This window comes from Microvirga sp. 2MCAF35 (genome assembly GCF_052115545.1).
Taxonomy (GTDB): Bacteria; Pseudomonadota; Alphaproteobacteria; order Rhizobiales; family Beijerinckiaceae; genus Microvirga.
On record NZ_JBFRGW010000012.1, the window covers coordinates 76346 to 94084 of the forward strand.

General features: G+C 64.6%; 17 protein-coding genes. 7 read left to right on the top strand and 10 right to left on the bottom strand.

Annotation, left to right across the window (positions count from 1 at the left end):
- Positions 1-212 precede the first annotated feature (212 nt).
- Both AB4097_RS08640 and AB4097_RS08645 read left to right on the top strand, forming a co-directional pair.
- Positions 213-1445, top strand: coding sequence for an argininosuccinate synthase (locus AB4097_RS08640; RefSeq protein WP_442038480.1), 1233 nt, complete (start codon positions 213-215; stop codon positions 1443-1445).
- Between the two features lie 214 nt (positions 1446-1659).
- Positions 1660-3054: an amidohydrolase family protein gene (locus tag AB4097_RS08645; RefSeq protein WP_442038482.1), complete on the top strand. Its 1395-nt coding sequence runs from the start codon at positions 1660-1662 to the stop codon at positions 3052-3054.
- Between the two features lie 90 nt (positions 3055-3144).
- Here AB4097_RS08645 and AB4097_RS08650 read toward each other — a convergent pair whose 3' ends face one another.
- Positions 3145-5034 (bottom strand): PAS domain S-box protein, encoded by a 1890-nt coding sequence (locus AB4097_RS08650; protein ID WP_442038484.1) that lies wholly within the window; start codon positions 5032-5034, stop codon positions 3145-3147.
- Between the two features lie 807 nt (positions 5035-5841).
- Here AB4097_RS08650 and typA point away from each other — a divergent pair.
- Positions 5842-7668, top strand: a complete 1827-nt coding sequence (gene typA, locus AB4097_RS08655; RefSeq protein ID WP_442038486.1) for a translational GTPase TypA — start codon at positions 5842-5844, stop codon at positions 7666-7668.
- Positions 7669-7894: 226 nt separating this feature from the next.
- On the opposite strand, the gene AB4097_RS08660 is transcribed toward typA, so the two are convergent.
- The 9 genes from AB4097_RS08660 to ubiE form a co-directional block, all read right to left on the bottom strand.
- Positions 7895-8062: a hypothetical protein gene (locus AB4097_RS08660; RefSeq protein ID WP_442038488.1), complete on the bottom strand. Its 168-nt coding sequence runs from the start codon at positions 8060-8062 to the stop codon at positions 7895-7897.
- A gap of 19 nt (positions 8063-8081) precedes the next feature.
- The gene (locus tag AB4097_RS08665) at positions 8082-8303 is read right to left on the bottom strand and encodes a hypothetical protein (RefSeq protein WP_442038490.1); all 222 of its coding nucleotides are present in this window, start codon (positions 8301-8303) and stop codon (positions 8082-8084) included.
- A 12-nt stretch (positions 8304-8315) separates the two neighbouring features.
- Positions 8316-8672, bottom strand: coding sequence for a hypothetical protein (locus AB4097_RS08670; protein ID WP_442038492.1), 357 nt, complete (start codon positions 8670-8672; stop codon positions 8316-8318).
- Positions 8673-8816: 144 nt separating this feature from the next.
- Positions 8817-9791, bottom strand: a complete 975-nt coding sequence (gene cysK, locus AB4097_RS08675; RefSeq protein WP_442038494.1) for a cysteine synthase A — start codon at positions 9789-9791, stop codon at positions 8817-8819.
- Between the two features lie 74 nt (positions 9792-9865).
- On the bottom strand, positions 9866-10315 hold the full coding sequence (locus AB4097_RS08680) for an RrF2 family transcriptional regulator (RefSeq protein ID WP_442038496.1): 450 nt from the start codon (positions 10313-10315) through the stop codon (positions 9866-9868).
- Between the two features lie 12 nt (positions 10316-10327).
- Entirely contained in the window at positions 10328-10783 is a 456-nt protein-coding gene (dut, locus tag AB4097_RS08685; protein WP_442038498.1) for a dUTP diphosphatase, read from the bottom strand.
- On the bottom strand, positions 10780-11994 hold the full coding sequence (coaBC, locus tag AB4097_RS08690) for a bifunctional phosphopantothenoylcysteine decarboxylase/phosphopantothenate--cysteine ligase CoaBC (protein WP_442038500.1): 1215 nt from the start codon (positions 11992-11994) through the stop codon (positions 10780-10782). Before coaBC ends, dut begins: the two co-directional genes overlap by 4 nt.
- Positions 11991-13565 carry a 2-polyprenylphenol 6-hydroxylase gene (gene ubiB, locus AB4097_RS08695; protein WP_442038502.1) on the bottom strand — a complete coding sequence of 525 codons (1575 nt, stop codon included), beginning with the start codon at positions 13563-13565 and terminating at the stop codon, positions 11991-11993. Before ubiB ends, coaBC begins: the two co-directional genes overlap by 4 nt.
- Before the next feature lie 3 nt (positions 13566-13568).
- Complete coding sequence (gene ubiE / locus AB4097_RS08700; RefSeq protein WP_442038505.1) at positions 13569-14318, bottom strand: bifunctional demethylmenaquinone methyltransferase/2-methoxy-6-polyprenyl-1,4-benzoquinol methylase UbiE; 750 nt, start codon at positions 14316-14318, stop codon at positions 13569-13571.
- 98 nt (positions 14319-14416) lie between these two features.
- Here ubiE and mutM point away from each other — a divergent pair, with 98 nt between their 5' ends.
- The 4 genes from mutM (at position 14417) to rpsT (ending at position 17419) form a co-directional block, all read left to right on the top strand.
- Complete coding sequence (gene mutM, locus AB4097_RS08705) at positions 14417-15310, top strand: bifunctional DNA-formamidopyrimidine glycosylase/DNA-(apurinic or apyrimidinic site) lyase (RefSeq protein ID WP_442038507.1); 894 nt, start codon at positions 14417-14419, stop codon at positions 15308-15310.
- 87 nt (positions 15311-15397) lie between these two features.
- On the top strand, positions 15398-16171 hold the full coding sequence (locus tag AB4097_RS08710; RefSeq protein ID WP_442038509.1) for an enoyl-CoA hydratase: 774 nt from the start codon (positions 15398-15400) through the stop codon (positions 16169-16171).
- A 23-nt stretch (positions 16172-16194) separates the two neighbouring features.
- Complete coding sequence (locus AB4097_RS08715; RefSeq protein ID WP_442038540.1) at positions 16195-16977, top strand: TSUP family transporter; 783 nt, start codon at positions 16195-16197, stop codon at positions 16975-16977.
- A 175-nt stretch (positions 16978-17152) separates the two neighbouring features.
- Positions 17153-17419: a 30S ribosomal protein S20 gene (gene rpsT, locus AB4097_RS08720; protein WP_181051012.1), complete on the top strand. Its 267-nt coding sequence runs from the start codon at positions 17153-17155 to the stop codon at positions 17417-17419.
- Positions 17420-17739: the final 320 nt, after the last annotated feature.

The following is a 17739-nucleotide window of genomic DNA, read 5'->3' on the forward strand; positions in this document are numbered from 1 at the left end:
CTCGGTGCCGGCCCTGGCGACAGGACGATTCCTGCCTCCTGCGAGCCGCTTCATACCCCTGACACAGGCCTATCGCATTCCGCTAAGTTATGGCAGCCCATGGTTTTCCTGCCAGGAATGCGGAAGGGACATGCCGACCCGATCAAATGTCCGTTGCGCCCATGACGCTTCCGTTTTAAGTCGCAGGCACCCTTATCAACGGAACCCTTGCTATGGCTGAGAAGCGCGTGAACAAGGTCGTGCTCGCCTATTCCGGCGGCCTCGACACCTCCATCATCCTCAAGTGGCTGCAGACCACCTATGGCTGCGAGGTGGTCACCTTCACGGCCGATCTCGGCCAGGGCGAGGAGCTGGAGCCGGCGCGCAAGAAGGCCGAGCTCCTCGGCATCAAGCCCGAAAACATCTTCATCGAGGACCTGCGCGACGAGTTCGTGCGCGACTACGTGTTCCCGATGTTCCGCGCCAATGCGCAGTACGAGGGTTTGTACCTGCTCGGCACCTCCATCGCCCGGCCGCTGATCGCCAAGAAGCAGATCGAGATCGCCGAGAAGGTGGGCGCCGACGCCGTCTCCCACGGGGCGACCGGCAAGGGCAACGACCAGGTGCGCTTCGAGCTCGGCTATTACGCCCTGAAGCCCGACGTGACCGTGATCGCCCCCTGGCGCGAATGGGACCTGCGCTCCCGCGAGCAGCTCATCGCCTTCGCCGAGCAGCATCAGATCCCGATCGCCAAGGACAAGCGCGGCGAGGCGCCGTTCTCCGTCGACGCCAACCTCCTGCACGCCTCCTCGGAGGGCAAGGTGCTGGAGGATCCGGCCATGGAAGTGCCGGATTACGTCTATTCCCGCACCGACGGTCCCGAGAGCGCGCCCGACAAGCCGACGGTGATCAAGATCGCCTTCGAGAAGGGCGACCCGGTCGCCATCGACGGCAAGAAGCTCGGCCCCGCCGACCTGCTGGCGAAGCTCAACGAGCTCGGCAGGATCAACGGCATCGGCCGCCTCGACCTCGTGGAAAACCGCTTCGTCGGCATGAAGAGCCGCGGCATGTACGAGACCCCCGGCGGCACGATCCTTCACCTCGCCCATCGCGGCATCGAATCGATCACCCTCGATCGCGGCGCGGCGCACCTGAAGGACGAGCTGATGCCGAAATACGCCGAGCTCATCTATAACGGCTTCTGGTTCAGCCCTGAGCGCGAGATGCTGCAGGCGATGATCGACAAGTCGCAGGAATTCGTCACCGGCGAGGTGACGCTGAAGCTCTACAAGGGCGGCGTCCACCTCATCGGCCGCCAGAGCCCCTACACCCTCTACGACCAGGATCTCGTCACCTTCGAGGAAGGCGCCGTCGCCTACGACCACCGCGACGCCGCCGGCTTCATCAAGCTCAACGCCCTGCGCCTGCGCACGCTCGCCCAGCGCAAGAAGAAGCTGGGGTTGTAAGAGACCGCAACGAACGCCTCATGGCCGGGCTCGTCCCGGCCATTTTCATTTGCGGCGCCAGCTTCCCAGCCACCGCGATCGACTTCAGGCAAGACCCGGTCCGTGCCTCCTCCGATATCTCCCCCGCCGATCTCAGGGTTTTCCCCGATGGTCAGATGAACGGGCAGAGGCGAGGCTCGAAATACTGGGGCTCAACCGGAATGGATCGACGGCGATGCTCGGCATGGAAACGGTTTCCCCTCTGAAACGTGGCTTGTTCCGCGGGCTCGTCCTGACGGGCTTTCTGTCCATCGCGTCTTCTGCGTCCGTCGCGCAGGCGCAATCGCCCGCTCCCGCCCGCACCCCGTCAACTCTCTTCGAGAATGTCCGGATCTTCGACGGGAAGAATGCGGCCCTCTCAGTTCCCTCTCATGTCCTGGTGAGGGACAACGTCATCGCGCGCATCTCCACGGACCCGATCGATGTCGCGGCGGAGACGAATGTTCGGGTCGTGCAGGGGAATGGGCGTGTGCTGATGCCGGGCCTGATCGACATGCATTGGCATGCGATGCTGGTGAGGCCTACGCCCGTGACGCTCCTGTCCAGCGACATCGGCTATTCCACCCTCCTGGCGGGCGTCGAAGCCACGGCGACGCTGATGCGCGGGTTCACCACCATCCGCGACATGGGCGGGCCGTCCTTCAGCCTCAAGCGCGCCATCGACGAAGGGCTGCTGCCGGGGCCACGCATCTATCCGTCGGGTGCCATCATCACGATCACCGGCGGACACGGCGATTTTCGCCCGCTCTCCGATCTGCCGAGGACCATCGGGGGCATGCTCGCCCGTGTCGAACAGCTGGGCGGAAGCATGATCGCCGACAGCCCGGACGAGGTGCGCCTGCGCGCGCGCGAGCAGCTCATGCAGGGCGCGTCGCAGGTCAAGCTCACGGCGGGCGGTGGCGTGGCATCGCCGTTCTCACCGCTCGATGTCGCGACCTTCACCGAGCCCGAACTGCGCGCCGCCGTCGAGGCCGCGGAGAACTGGGGCACCTACGTCGCCACCCACGCCTATACGCCCGTGTCGATCCAACGCTCGATCGCAGCCGGCGTGAAGGTCATCGAACATGGACACCTGATGGACGACGCCACCGCCCGGCTGATGGCCGAGAAGGGGATCTGGCTGAGCACGCAGCCCTTCCTCGACCTGAGCGGCGCCAGCGGACTGGGTCCGGCGGAACAGGCCAAGAAGGGACAGGTGGTCGCCGGCACCGACACGGTCTACACCCTGGCCAAGAAATACAAGATCAAGACGGCCTTCGGCACCGACGTCCTGTTCTCCAAGGAACTGGCGGAGCGACAGGGCGCCATGCTGGCCGCCCTCACGCGCTGGTACACACCGGCCGAGGCGCTGATTATGGCAACCTCGACGAATGCGGAATTGCTGCAATTGTCCGGTCCTCGCAATCCCTATCCCGGCAAGCTCGGCGTCGTGGAGACGGGAGCGCTGGCGGACCTGCTGCTGGTCGACGGCAATCCCCTGGACGACCTCGATCTCGTTGCCGATCCGGACAGGAACTTCCTCGTCATCATGAAGGACGGCAGGATCTACAAGGACACCCTGCCGAAGTGAGTTCAGTCCCGATGGAACCAGGGGCCTGCCGCTTTTCCAACGGAAGGCGCTATCGTCACGGGCCGGGCGGAATCCGACTCGGCTTAGCCCTCAATGCGACGAGGCTCGTTCCTGCGCATCGCCGGCTTCGCTCAACGGAATGTCCATCACGCACACGACCCCGGTGGGTGCGTAGATCAGCTGGACATCGCCGCCGACATCGGTCGACAGGCTGCGCTCGATCAGCCGCGTGCCGAACCCCCGGCGGGTCGGAATGCTCACCGGGGGACCGCCCTTTTCCTCCCACCTCAATATCAGGCGCGACGCCTCGCCCGGCGCGAGCGTCCAGGTGATGACCACGCATCCCGGCGGGACGGAGAGCGCGCCGTATTTCGCGGCATTCGTCGCAAGCTCGTGGATGGCCATCGCGATGGCGAGAGCCGTTCTCGGGATGAGGCGAAGGTGCTCGCCCTCGATCTCAAAATGCTTCGTCTTCTGCCGGAGATAGGGTTCGACCACCTCGTCGATGATTTCCCGCAGTTCCGCGCCTTCCCAGTTCTCGCGCGTGAGAACGTCATGGGCGCGCGCCAGGGCGAACAGGCGATCCTCGAAGGCCTGAAATTTAGGACGGCTCTCCTCGCTCAACTGCCGCAGGCTCTGGGCCGCCATCGATTGGACGATGGTGAGCGTGTTCTTCACCCGGTGGTTCAGCTCGTTGATCAGGAGCTCGCGATGCTCCTCGACCTGCTTGCGGTCGGTGATGTCGAGCACCGAGCCGACATAGCCGAGGAAGGTGCCGTCCTCGCCGAAGCGTGGTGCCGCCGCATCGATGGCCCACCGGTAGGTCCCGTCCGCGCGGCGCAGCCGATACTCCACCCGGAATGTCTCCTGCCTGGCATTCGACTCCGCGAACACCTTGCCCGACCAATCGCGGTCCTCTGGATGGACGGCGTCCAGCCAGCCGAAACCGAGGCCGGTCTCCGGCGTCTGTCCGGTGAATTCGTACCAGGAGCGGGACAGGTAGGAGCAGGCTCCGTCCGGCTCCGTCACCCAGACCATGACGGGAGCGTTGTCGGCGAGATTGCGGAATCGAGCCTCGCTCTCGCGCAGGCTTTCCTCCGCCTGGACCCGCTCCGTGACGTCGTAGCCCTCGGCGAAGATCCCCGTGACACTGCCCGTGCGGTCCGTGATCGGCTGGTAGACGAGATCCAGGAAGCGAACCTCCACGGGGCTTCCCGGCTCTCGCTGCAGACTGACCCGCAGGCTGCGTCCGACAAAGGGCTTGCCCGTCGCGTAGACCTTGTCGAGCAGTTCGAAAAATCCCTGGCCCTCGACCTCGGGCAGAACGTTCCTGACGGATTTGCCCAAGATGTCCCGACGGTGTCCCACGAGCTGGAGATAGGCATCGTTCGCCAGCTCGAAGACATGATCGCGGCCCCGCAACATCGCCATGAAACCCGGCGCCTGCTGGAAGAGTTCGCGAAGCCGGTCCTGCTCCGCCTTCAGGGTTGCCCGGGATTTCACCTCCTGGGTGGTTTCCGTGCAGGCGCAGAACATGCCGCCGATACCGCCCGTTTCATCGCGGACGGGCGAGTAGGAGAAGGTGTACCAGGTATCTTCCGGGTAGCCGTTGCGCTCCATCACGAGGTGCATGTCCTCGTGATAGGTCGCCTCCCCGGCCAGAGCCTTCGTGACCAGGGGCTCGATGTCGTGCCAGATCTCCGACCAGACATCCACGAAGGGGAGTCCGAGAGCATGCGGGTGCTTGGCGCCGAAGATGGGCCGGTAGCCATCGTTGTACAGGAAGGCCAGCCGTGGGCCCCAGGCCACGAACATGGGAAACTTGGAGGTGAGCATCAGGCTCACCACGGTTCGCAGGCTCTGCGGCCAGCCTTCCGGAGGGCCAAGCGGCGACGTGGACCAGTCATGCCTGCGCATGAGCGCACCCATTTCACCGCCCCCGCTCAGGAAATCGAGGCCAGGGACGACGTTAAGATGCATGAGGACCGCCTGCCGGTGATGGCTGTAGATTGCGTTGAGGGTCGGTGAGGCGATGGACGATCGGGAGCGGAGCTGACCAAAGGCTGCCAGAGCCAAGCGTTCCAACCTTGACCGCAGCCGCACGTGCAAACTGCCGGGTCCAGGGCTTATTCAAGGTTGTTGTGGCTGACATGCCGACTTTCGGAAGGCGGAGAATGCCCTCCATGTAGACTAACGCCACGTTACTTCAATGTTTCTATGGGGGTGGATGGCGGGCCATGTGCGGGCCTTCTCGCTTATGTGAAGCGCCCTGTCTCTCTTTCTCCTGGGCGGGAGAGGAGAAGAAGCTGTCAGGACAAGGTAATGTTCTCATTTTGTTCTTGACAGGCCCTGCAAGCTCGGCTATATCGTTCTCTATTCCCGCCCGCCGAGGGGCGCGCTCGCGAGGCGTCAGCCAGTGTGGGGCGGGAAGCGGTCCGGTCGCAGGCCTCGCAAGCGTGTGGCCGGAGGCCCTTGGCAGCCGTGTGCTGGTCCAAGTCTAAACGCCTAAAAGAACCGCGTGCGAAGCGGCCTTCCGGCTCTTCCATCCAACATACAGAGTGAGCCGGGCGGCCCAGCGCACCTCCCTCGACTGACCTTCGGCTCAGGGCTTCCCAGCCCTGGGCCCGAAGGCGCTGCCCATCCCCTTGCCCAGAAAACACGCCACCATGCCCTATTGCAGCCGCTCTCTTATCATTATATTGCAGCGCATCAGATTTCCGCCCGGTACGAGCCAGGGGCGCGGCCGAGCTTGCCGCGTGCCGGGCCGCTTTGCTTTGAAAGACCCCCATGAAACTACGCAATATCGCCATCATTGCCCACGTCGACCACGGCAAGACGACCCTGGTCGACAAGCTGCTCCAGCAGTCCGGCAGCTTCCGTGAGAACCAGCGCGTGGAAGAGCGCGCCATGGATTCGAACGACCTGGAGAAGGAGCGTGGCATCACCATTCTGGCGAAGGCCACCTCGGTGGTCTGGAAGGACACCCGCATCAACATCGTCGATACGCCGGGCCACGCCGATTTCGGCGGCGAGGTGGAGCGCATCCTGAGCATGGTCGACGGCGCCATCGTGCTCGTGGACGCAGCCGAAGGCCCGATGCCGCAGACCAAGTTCGTGGTCTCGAAGGCCCTCAAGATCGGCTTGCGCCCCATCGTGGCGATCAACAAGATCGACCGTCCCGATGCTCGCCACCAGGAGGTCATCAACGAGGTGTTCGACCTGTTCGCGGCGCTCGATGCCACCGACGAGCAGCTCGACTTCCCGATCCTCTACGGATCTGGCCGCAACGGCTGGATGGCAAAGTCGCCGGAAGGTCCGAGCGACCAGGGCCTCGCCCCCCTGTTCGACCTCGTGCTCGAGCACGTGCCCCCGGCCAAGACCGAGGAAGGCCCGTTCCGCATGCTCGGCACGCTGCTCGAAGCCAACCCGTTCCTGGGCCGCATCGTCACGGGCCGCATCGCCTCGGGCACCGTGAAGCCGAACCAGTCGATCAAGGTGATCGACCGTAACGGCAACCTGGTCGAGAACGGCCGCGTGTCCAAGATCCTGGCCTTCCGCGGCCTGGAGCGCCAGCCGATCGAGGTCGGCGAGGCCGGTGACATCGTGTCCATCGCGGGCCTCGTGAAGGGCTCGGTGGCCGACACCTTCTGCGCCCCCGAGAACGAGATTCCGATCCAGGCGCAGCCGATCGATCCGCCGACCGTGACCATGTCGTTCATCGTCAACGACAGCCCGCTCGCGGGCACCGAGGGCGACAAGGTGACGAGCCGCATGATCCGCGACCGCCTCTTCAAGGAAGCGGAAGGCAACGTGACGCTGAAGATCGAAGAGGCCGCCGATAAGGACTCGTTCTACGTCTCGGGCCGTGGCGAATTGCAGCTCGCGATCCTCATCGAGACCATGCGCCGCGAGGGCTTCGAGCTCGCCGTGTCGCGTCCCCGCGTGGTGTTCGAGAAGGACGACAACGGCCAGCTCCTCGAGCCCATCGAGGAAGTGGTCATCGACGTGGACGAGGAGCATTCCGGCGTCGTGGTGCAGAAGATGTCCGAACGCCGCGCCGAGATGGTCGAGATGAAGCCGTCGGGCGGCAACCGCCAGCGCCTCGTGTTCTACGCTCCGACCCGTGGCCTCATCGGCTACCAGAGTGAGCTTCTGACCGACACCCGCGGCACCGCCATCATGAACCGCCTGTTCCACGCCTATGAACCCTACAAGGGCGAGATCGCGGGACGGCGCAACGGCGTGCTGATCTCCAACGACGCGGGCGAGGCCGTGGCCTACGCCCTGTGGAACCTGGAAGATCGCGGCCCGATGATGATCGAGCCCGGCTGGAAGGTCTATCAGGGCATGATCGTCGGCGAGCACAACCGCGAGAACGACCTCGAAGTGAACGTGCTCAAGGGCAAGAAGCTCACCAACATCCGCACGACCTCGAAGGACGAAGCGGTGCGCCTGACGCCGCCGATCCGCATGACCCTCGAGCGCTCGCTCGCCTGGATCGAGGACGACGAGCTCGTCGAGGTGACGCCGAAGTCGATCCGCATCCGCAAGGCGATCCTCGATCCGAACGACCGCAAGCGCGCCGAGAAGCAGAAGGAAGCGCTGAGCGCTTAAAGCGCGGCGCATTAACCGAAATAAGAAGGCCGCCCTTATGGGGCGGCCTTTTTCATTGCCTGTTGGTCATCCCGGACGGCGCGGCTGATCCGGGATCGGGCTCAGGATAGATCATCTATCTCAACGTCATCACCGGCCTTGTGCCGGTGATCCCGATCCGAGAGGCGCAGCCCCTTTCCGATCGAGATGGCCGGGACAAGCCCGGCCATGACATTACGATATGCGCTTACCCCTCAGCCTTGCTGCCCTGACCCTTCTTCGCGCCCTCGCCCATCGGGTTCGTCGAATCCTCGCCGGAGGCGTCAGGATTCTCGCGGCCCTGCGGGGTCAGTCGGGGAGCGCTGATGTCCTCTTCGGTCGCCTGTCCGGGCTTCTTGCTTTCCGGTTGAGTCATGCTCGTCTCCTCACGATCGTTATGAACTCGTCGAATCCGTGGCATCGTGGTCACCCGCTTCCGGCAATGAACCGGCCCCGGGCGTCGCATCGGGATTGGTCAGATGCGGCTTGTCGTGCGGCCCTGCGGCCGGAATCTTGCAGCCGGACGGTTTGTCTGATCCTGACTGCGGAGCCTGTTTCGGGGAAGCGACATCCTTCTGGGTGTCCTCGGTATGGTTGCCGTAGCCTGCATTGCCCATGGCCGTGGTTCCTCAATCCTGCTGCTTGCCATTGACGGTGGTTGCGCGCTCGATCGCCTCGGCCGTCGCGTCCTTATCGTCGGGTGACAGGCTCGCATCGCTCAGGTGCCTGGTGGTTTCAGGCGTCTCGGCGGCCGTGAGTTCGTCATGACCGTCCATGCCGGCCTTGCTGGTCTGCCCGGTCTGGCCCTGACGGTAATTGTAGGCCTCGCCGCCGGGTTCGCTCCACACCTTGCGCAGGGTGGCGTTGCCTTCGATACCGCCGTCCCGGTTCGGATCGACGGGGCTGTCGATGCCCCCACGCTGTTCGTTGCGGATCTGATCCGCCGTCTGCTCCTTCAATGAATGAGGCGCCTTGTGTTCCGCCATGTCGAACTCCTTGGGACATCGTCTGAAGTCATGTGCAGCAAGGAGAACCCGACCGGACAAGTGAAGTTCTGGCTACGCTTGAAAGGCCCGCAAACAAAAAGGGCGGCCGTGAAGCCGCCCTTTGTGACCATGCGCGACGGACGATCAGAGCCCTTCGAACAAGGCCGTCGAGAGATAGCGCTCGGCGAAGGACGGCGCGACGGTGACGATGCGCTTGCCCTTGAACTCGGGCCGCGCGGCGACTTCGAGCGCCGCCGCCACGTTGGCGCCGGTCGAGATGCCGCCGGGAATGCCCTCGAGCCGGGCGAGCCGGCGCGCCGTATCGAAGGCCGTCTGATTGCCCACGGTCACCACCTCGTCGATGAGCGAGCGGTCGAGCACGTCCGGGATGAAGCCCGCGCCGATGCCCTGGATCTTGTGCGGGCCGGGCTGGCCGCCGGAGAGGACCGGAGAATCCTCCGGCTCCACGGCAATCACCTTCATGTTCGGCAGGCGCGGCTTGATCACCTGGGCAACGCCCGTGATGGTACCGCCGGTGCCCACGGCCGCCACGAAGGCATCGAGCTGGCCATTGGTGTCGTTCCAGATCTCCTCCGCCGTGGTCTTGCGGTGGATCTCCGGATTGGCCGGGTTCTTGAACTGCTGCGGAATGACCGAGCCGGGAATGTCCCCGAGCAGCTCCTCGGCACGGGCGATGGCACCCTTCATGCCTTGCGGGCCAGGGGTGAGTTCGAGTTCCGCCCCGAGATAGGCCAGCATCTTCCGACGCTCGATGGACATGGTCTCGGGCATCACCAGAATGAGCCTGTAGCCGCGCGCCGCCGCCACGAAGGCCAGCGCGATGCCGGTATTGCCGGAGGTCGGCTCGATCAGGGTGGCGCCGGGCTTGATCTTCCCGGCGGCCTCCATGGCCTCGATCATGCTGACGCCGATGCGGTCCTTCACGCTCGAAATCGGGTTGAAGAACTCGAGTTTCACAAGGATCTCGGCATCGACCCCATGTTCCTTGGGCAATCGGTTCAGGCGTACGAGCGGGGTGTTGCCGATGGTTTCCGTGATGGAGCCGTAGATGCGGCCGCGTCCAGGCTTGGCGTCCAGCGAATTGAGAGTGCCGGCCATGAGTTTCCTCCTTCAGGTCTGAGGAAACTTAACCTTTCTCGCAAGGTGTGTCGATATTTCTCAAATTTCACGATTCATATCGTGAAATCTATGGGGGAGTTCGCTTCGATCACTCCTTCGGCCTGCGCTTTCTGGCACAAATCCTCGACCGTCACCTTGTCGAGCTCGGCCAGGAATGCCTCGGTCCCATGCTGAACCAAAGGCGAAACGACAGCCTCGGCGAGACGCGATTCCGGCATCGGCGAGGAGCCGTCCTCCTCCAGGGCCGACATGGCGATGCGCACGATGTCGCCGGCCGTGATCCGCCGCCGTTCCCGGGCCAGTTCGTAGCCGCCACGGGGTCCGCGCACGCCCTTCAGGATCCCTTGACGAACCAAGGCCTGCAGCACGGGCTCCAGATAGCGCGGGGGGAGATTGTGACGAGTGGCGAGCGCCTTGGCGGAAACCGGCATCGGCCGGGCATGGAGCGCGATGTCGGTGACGGCTGCGATGGCGAGAAGCGAGCGGCGCGAGAGAAAGTTCATGCGAGAGCTCCCTTATCCCAGCCCCGTCGATCCGAAACCACCCGCGGCCCGGTCGGTCTCGTCCACCTCGCCTACCTCGACGGGTTCGACCACGGTAACCGGCGCAATCACCATTTGGGCGATGCGCATGCCGCGCGAGATGGTGAAGGGCTCGGACCCGAAATTGACGAGAAGCACCTGCACCTCGCCGCGATAATCGGCATCGACGGTGCCGGGCGTATTGAGCACGGTGACACCATGCCTGAAGGCCAGGCCCGAACGGGGACGCACCTGCGCCTCGAAGCCGGGCTCGAGCTGGAACACGAGGCCGGTGGGAACGAGCGTGCGCTGCATGGGCTGCAGGACGATCGGCCTCTCGGCAGGATTGGCCGCGACGAGATCCATGCCCGCTGCCCCTGCCGTCTCATAGCGCGGCAACGGCAGACCGACCGCATGGGCGAGCCGCTGAATATGCAGGCGGCGGTTCATGGTTTTGCGTCTCCCACCATGGCGCCCAGGCGCTCGACGAGCCTCGTTGCCACATCGGCCTTCGCCAGGGTCGGCCAGCTTTCCACATCCGAAGCGGTGACGAGATGGACGGTGTTGCTGTCGCCGCCCATGACGCCACCCGCGCTGGACACGTCATTGGCGACGATGAGATCGCAGCCCTTCTTCGCGAGCTTCTGCTTGGCGTGTTCGATCACATGTTCGGTCTCGGCCGCAAACCCCACCATGAGCGGCGGGCGGTTCTCGGTCCGATGCGAGATGCTGGCGAGAATGTCGGGATTCTCCGTGAGCGACAGGTTCGGCAGAGCGCCGTCCTTCTTCTTAATCTTCTGCTCGCCTGCATTCGCCACCCGCCAATCGGCGACGGCGGCCGCGAAGATGCCGATATCGGCCGGCAGGGCCATTTCGACGGCCTGCAGCATCTCGCGGGCACTTTCCACGTGGACGGTCGTCACGCCTGTAGGGTCGGGTAGCGTCACGGGGCCTGAGACCAGAGTCACGCGCGCACCGGCCTCGGCAGCGGCCTTTGCGATGGCGTGGCCCTGCTTGCCGGAGGAGCGGTTGGCGATGTAGCGCACCGGATCGATGGGCTCGTACGTCGGGCCCGAGGTGACGATCACATGCTTGCCGGCGAGCGGCCCCGACGGCACAAGCAGGCGCTCGGCGGCCGCCACGATCTCCAAGGGCTCGGCCATGCGGCCGGGGCCGAACTCGGCCTCCGCCATGGCGCCGTCATTGGGTCCGACAACGTGAACGCCGTCGGCCTGAAGCGTCGTCAGATTGCGCTGTGTGGCCGGATGCAGCCACATGCGCACGTTCATGGCCGGCGCGATCAGAATCGGCAGTGTGGTGGCCAGCAACACCGTGGAGGCGAGATCGTCCGCATGGCCGCCCGCCATCTTCGCCATGAGATTGGCGGTCGCAGGCGCCACGACCACGAGGTCCGCGTCCCGGGCCAGGCGGATATGGCCGATATCGGCCTCGTCCTCGCGGTCGAAGAGATCCGTATGCGAGCGCTGGCCGGTGAGCGCGGAAGCCGCGAGCGGCGTGATGAACTGCTGCGCGCCATGGGTGAGAATGCAGCGGACGGAGGCACCGCGCTCGCGCAGGCGGCGAATGAGGTCGAGCGACTTGTAGGCCGCGATGCCGCCGCCGATGACGAGGAGGATGCGTTTGCCGGAAAGCGCCGTCATGCGAAGCCCCTGAACAGCATGATCATCAGCGAGCCGGCGATGATCCACAAGGCCGCCACGCCCCAGCGGTTGCCCCTGGCCTCGGCGCGGCCGATGGCGGCAACACTGTCCTGGTCGAGGGCAACACCTTTCGCGGTGACGTCCTCGAGCTGGTTGAGCACGCGCTCGGCGCGCAGGGCCAGTTCGGGCAGGTCGCCGATGACGCCGGCGAGCGTCCACAAGCCCTTACCCGCCTGTTCGACACGGCCGAGCGGACCGAGGTTCCGCTCGATCCAGTCGCGCACAACGGGCTCGGAGGTGGTCCACATATCGAGCTTCGGATCGAGATTGCGGGCCACGCCCTCCACCACGACCATGGTCTTCTGCAGCATGACGAGCTCGATGCGGGTCGCCATGTCGAACAGGGCCGTGATCTCGAAGAGGAGCGTCAGGAGCTTCGCCATCGAGATCTCATCCGCCCGCCGATCATGGATCGGCTCGCCGATAGCCCGGATGGCCTGAGCGAAATCCTCGACCGAATGGTGCGGCGGCACGTACCCGGCCTCGAAGTGAACCTGCGCCACGCGCAGGTAATCGCGGCGGATGAAGCCGAGCAGGATCTCGGCCAGGAAACGTCGTTCCTTCATGCCGAGCCGGCCCATGATGCCGAAATCGACGGCGACGAGACGGCCTTCCGGATCCACGAACAGGTTGCCGGGATGCATGTCGGCGTGGAAGTAACCATCGCGGATGGCATGGCGCAGGAAGGACTGGATCACCGTGCGGCCCAGGGCCACCCGATTGAGGCCCGAGGCCTCGATCCCCGCCAGGTCGTTGAGGCGGATGCCTTCGATCCAGGTGGTGGTGAGCACATCCCGGGCGGTGAGATCCCATTCCGGTTTCGGTACGCGAAAATCCGGATCGTCCTTGGTATTTTCCGCCAGTTCCGAGACGGCGGCGGCTTCCAGGCGCAGATCCATCTCGACCGCGACGGAACGGGCGAGCGCCTCCACGATCTCCAGCGGCTTGAGGCGGCGCGCATCGGGAACCAGACGCTCGAACAGGCGGGCGGCGGCGCGCATGGCCTGGAGATCGCGGGCAAAGCCCTCGCGCACGCCAGGCCTCACCACCTTCACGGCGACGGTTTCCTCACCGTCCGCGGTGCGGATGCGAGCCTTGTGCACCTGCGCGATCGAAGCGGCCGCGATCGGTTCGCTGAATTCCAGGAACAGCACGTCGATGGGACGGCCTAGCGCGACCTCCACCATGCGTACCGCTTCCGCGCGCGGGAAGGGCGGCATGCGATCCTGCAGCCGCTCCAGATCGCGGGCGGCAGCCACGCCGACGATGTCGGGGCGGGTCGCCAGGAACTGGCCGAATTTTACATAAGAGGGCCCGAGCCGCGTCAGCGCCTTGGAAAGCCGCGCGGCACCGTCACCGGCTTGAGGCCGCTCGATGAGACGGGCCATCCGCAAGCCGAAGCGAGCGGCAGGCGGCAGAGCGCTCGGATCGACGAGCGCGAGCGCGCCTTCGCGGGCCAGAACGAAACCTGCATGCAGGTTTCGGGTGAAATGAACGAGGCTGCCGATCACGTGTCAGATCTTCCAGCCGGAATGGATGGCGACGACGCCCGCCGTCAATGTCCGGTGCGTGACGCGCTTGAAGCCTGCATCCTCGATCATCCGCTCGAAAGCGGCCGGCGTCGGGAAGCGGCGGATCGACTCGACCAGATACTGATAGGATTCCGCGTCACCCGTCACCATGCCCCCGAGCTTCGGGATGACATTGAAAGAATAGGCGTCGTAGATCTTGTCGAGCACCGGCACATCGACCTTCGAGAATTCGAGGCACAGGAAGCGCCCGCCAGGCTTGAGCACCCGGTACGCCTCGCGAAGGGCCGCATCGATGCGCGGCACATTCCGGATCCCGAAGGCGATGGTATAGGCGTCATAGGTCTTGGACTCGAGCGGCAGTTCCTCCGCATTGGCCTCGACGAAGTCGATGCGGCCTTCATAGCGGTGGCCGGCCCGCTCGGCGCCCACTTTCAGCATCTCGCCGTTGATGTCGAGCACGGTCACCCGGGTCTTTGGGCCGCTTTCGTCCAGGATTCGGAAGGCCACGTCGCCGGTGCCGCCTGCCACGTCGAGATGGCGGAACGGCCGGTCGCGCGGCGGGCGCAGGGTCGAGACGAGGGCGTCCTTCCAGAGGCGGTGGAGCCCGGCCGACATGAGGTCGTTCATGATGTCGTAACGGCTAGCCACCGAGCGGAAGACCTCGTTGACCTTGCCCTGCTTCTCGCCGAGCGGCACGGACTGGAACCCGAAATGGGTGTTCTCGTCGGTCATGATCCTCACCAAGTCTCTCGTAGCCTGTTGTCGCGATCCATAGCGGAAGCGGGACCGGATGGCTATGTAAGAGGTCTCAAGAAGCCGAGAGATGGTTGATGCCCGAACTCCCTGAAGTCGAAACCGTGCGCCGAGGCCTCGAGCCCGCCATGGTCGGCGCCCGCTTCACCAAGGTGACCCAGCGCAGGCCGGACCTGCGCTTTCCCTTCCCGGAACGGTTTGCCGAGCGCCTGGAAGGCCAGGAGGTCATGGCTCTGGGACGGCGGGCCAAGTACCTCCTCGCCGATCTCACCTCGGGCGAGGTGCTCGTGATGCATCTGGGCATGTCGGGGCGTTTTCTCGTGACGAAGGAAGGCGCCACCCGCATGCCGGGGGAGTTCCACCACGAGCACGGGTTCCTGGGTGCCCACGATCATGTCGTGTTCCAGTTCTCCAACGGGGCGACCGTCACCTACAACGACGCCCGCCGCTTCGGCTTCATGGATCTGGTGCCGCGGTCGGCCATCGAGACCTCGAAGCACTTCGCCGGAATGGGAATCGAGCCCCTCGGCAACGAACTCTCAGGCGAGACCATCGCGCGGCTCTTTCAGGGCAAGCGCACGCCCTTGAAGGCCGCCCTCCTCGACCAGCGCCTGATCGCCGGTCTCGGCAACATCTATGTCTGCGAGGCCCTGTTCCGCACCGGTCTTCACCCGGAGGCGCCGGCCGGCTCGCTCGTGACGAAGAAAGGGAAGCCGACCGACAGGGCATCCCGATTGGCCGATGTCATCCGGGACGTGCTCGCCGAGGCCGTCGAGGCCGGCGGGTCGACCCTGCGCGACCACGCGCAGGTCGACGGCTCGCTGGGCTATTTCCAGCACTCCTTCCGGGTCTATGACCGCGAGGGTGAACCCTGCGTGACCCCTGCCTGCACCGGCACGGTGGCGCGTCTCGTGCAGTCCGGACGCTCCACCTTCTATTGTCCCGAATGCCAGAAGCGATCCTCGTCTTAAGGCGGATACGCGGCTTCCCGATTTCCGCTTGCCGTCCCTGGAAGCCTCGCCTACCGGTGTCCCATCCGACGATGAGGAGATTCCGGCATGGCTTTTGAGACGATTCTCGTTGAGACGCGCGGGAAGGTGGGGCTGATCACCCTGAACCGGCCCCAGGCCCTGAACGCCCTCAATTCGGCGCTGCTGAACGAGGTGAACCAGGCGCTCGACGCCTTCGAGGCGGACCAGACGATCGGCTGCATCGTCATCACCGGTTCGGAGAAGGCCTTCGCGGCCGGCGCGGACATCAAGGAAATGGCCGAGCTCACCTATCCGCACACGTACATGGCCGATTTCTTCTCGGGCTGGGAGAAGGTGTCGGGCCGGCGCAAGCCGATGATCGCCGCAGTGGCAGGCTTTGCGCTCGGCGGCGGCTGCGAATTCGCCATGATGTGCGACTTCATCATCGCGGCGGACAACGCCAAGTTCGGCCAGCCGGAGATCAAGCTCGGCGTCATGCCGGGCATGGGCGGCACCCAGCGCCTGACCCGGCTCATCGGCAAGGCCAAGGCCATGGAGATGTGCCTCACGGGTCGCCTGATGGGCGCCGAGGAGGCCGAGCGCTCCGGGCTGGTGGCCCGAGTGGTGCCGCTTACCGATCTCATTGGCGAGGCTATGAAGACGGCCGAGACCATCGCGTCCATGTCGCTGCCCATCGCCATGATGACCAAGGAAACTATCAACCGCGCCGACGAGGTCTCGCTCTCCGAGGGCATCCGCTTCGAGCGGCGCCTGTTCCACGCCATGTTCGCCACCGCCGACCAGAAGGAAGGCATGGCGGCCTTCGTCGCGAAGCGGGCGGCCGAGTTCAAGAACCAGTAGACGTGATCGACATCGGCTTCGACATGATCGCGGCTCTCGCCGCGATCTCCTTTCTTGCGGGCTTCGTGGATTCCATTGCCGGAGGCGGCGGGCTTCTGACCGTGCCCGCCCTCCTGCTCGCGGGACTCGACCCGGCCCAGGCCATCGCTACCAACAAGGTGCAGGGCTCGGTCGCCGCCGCCTCCGCCACCTATACCTTCGGGCGCAAGGGGCTGATCGAGTGGCGTAAGGCCTGGGGCTTCACCCTGGTGGCATTCGCAAGCAGCGTCGCGGGAGCCCTGTGCGTGCAGTTCCTGCCCCGCGCCGTGCTCGAAGTGCTGATCCCCCTGCTGCTCATCGCCATGGCGGTCTATTTCGCCCTCTCGCGCAAGATGAAGGATGAGGACGCCCATGCCCGCATGACGGCGCTGGCCTTCGGCCTCACCGCACCGGTCGCCATCGGCTTCTACGACGGCATTTTCGGGCCCGGCGCAGGCTCGTTCTATATGCTGGCCTTCGTGACGCTTCTCGGCTACGGGGTGGTCAAGGCGACGGCCCATACCAAGCTTGTCAATTTCGCGAGCAATTTCGGCAGCCTCCTTCTTTATGCGTCGACCGGCGCAGTGGTCTGGCCGGTCGGGCTCGCCATGGCCGGAGCCTCCTTTCTCGGCGCTCAGGCGGGATCGCGGCTGGCCATGCATCTGGGGTCCCGGATCATCCGCCCGCTCCTGGTTCTGGTCTCGGGCCTCATGGCGCTCAGGCTCCTGCTCGATCCGGCCAATCCTTGGCGGCAGGCCCTTCAGAAGGTGTCCCTGGCGCTTTTTTGACGCGCAAAGACCTATGGTCGTTGACGTTCGCAGCCTTCGCGTCTATAAGCCGCCTCACATGAGCCCGCGCGTCCCGCGGGCTCTTCGGTTTCCATGCAATCAACCGATCGCGGCCGGAGCTCTCGACGAGCTCGAGCTTGGCGCATCGGGATTTTAACAAGAACGAGGATGGGCCATGGCCAACACCGTGTCCGCCAAGAAGATGACCCGTAAGATCGCGAAGCGCACCGCGATCAACAAGTCGCGTCGCAGCCGGATGCGGACCTTCGTCCGCAAGGTCGAAGAGGCCATTGCTGCCGGCAATCAGACCGAGGCCGTCGCCGCCCTGCGCGCCGCCGAGCCGGAGATGATGCGCGCCGCTCAGAAGGGCATCGTGCACAAGAACACCGCGTCGCGAAAGGTCTCGCGCCTCGCGAGCCGCATCAACGCACTGAGCGCTTAAAAGCAGCCCATACAGCTGTCTTTTCATCGTCGATCAGACCCGGCCTCACGGCCGGGTTTTTTCGTTTTGGAGTTAGAGCATCGTGCGGAAAAGTGGCCCCGGTTTTCCGCATCAACGATGCTCTCCTCTATATACCAAGCATCGGATTCGATCCCAAAAGTGCAAGCCCAGTTTTGGGTCCGATGCTTTAGATTCGGGCTCCGAATTTTATCCACACGACAGCTTGACTTTATCCCCGATCGACGGGTTGGAAGCTCCACAGTTCGGATTCAAACTGCACATAAAACATTCATTTTATTCAATAGCTTAGCAGGCAAAGC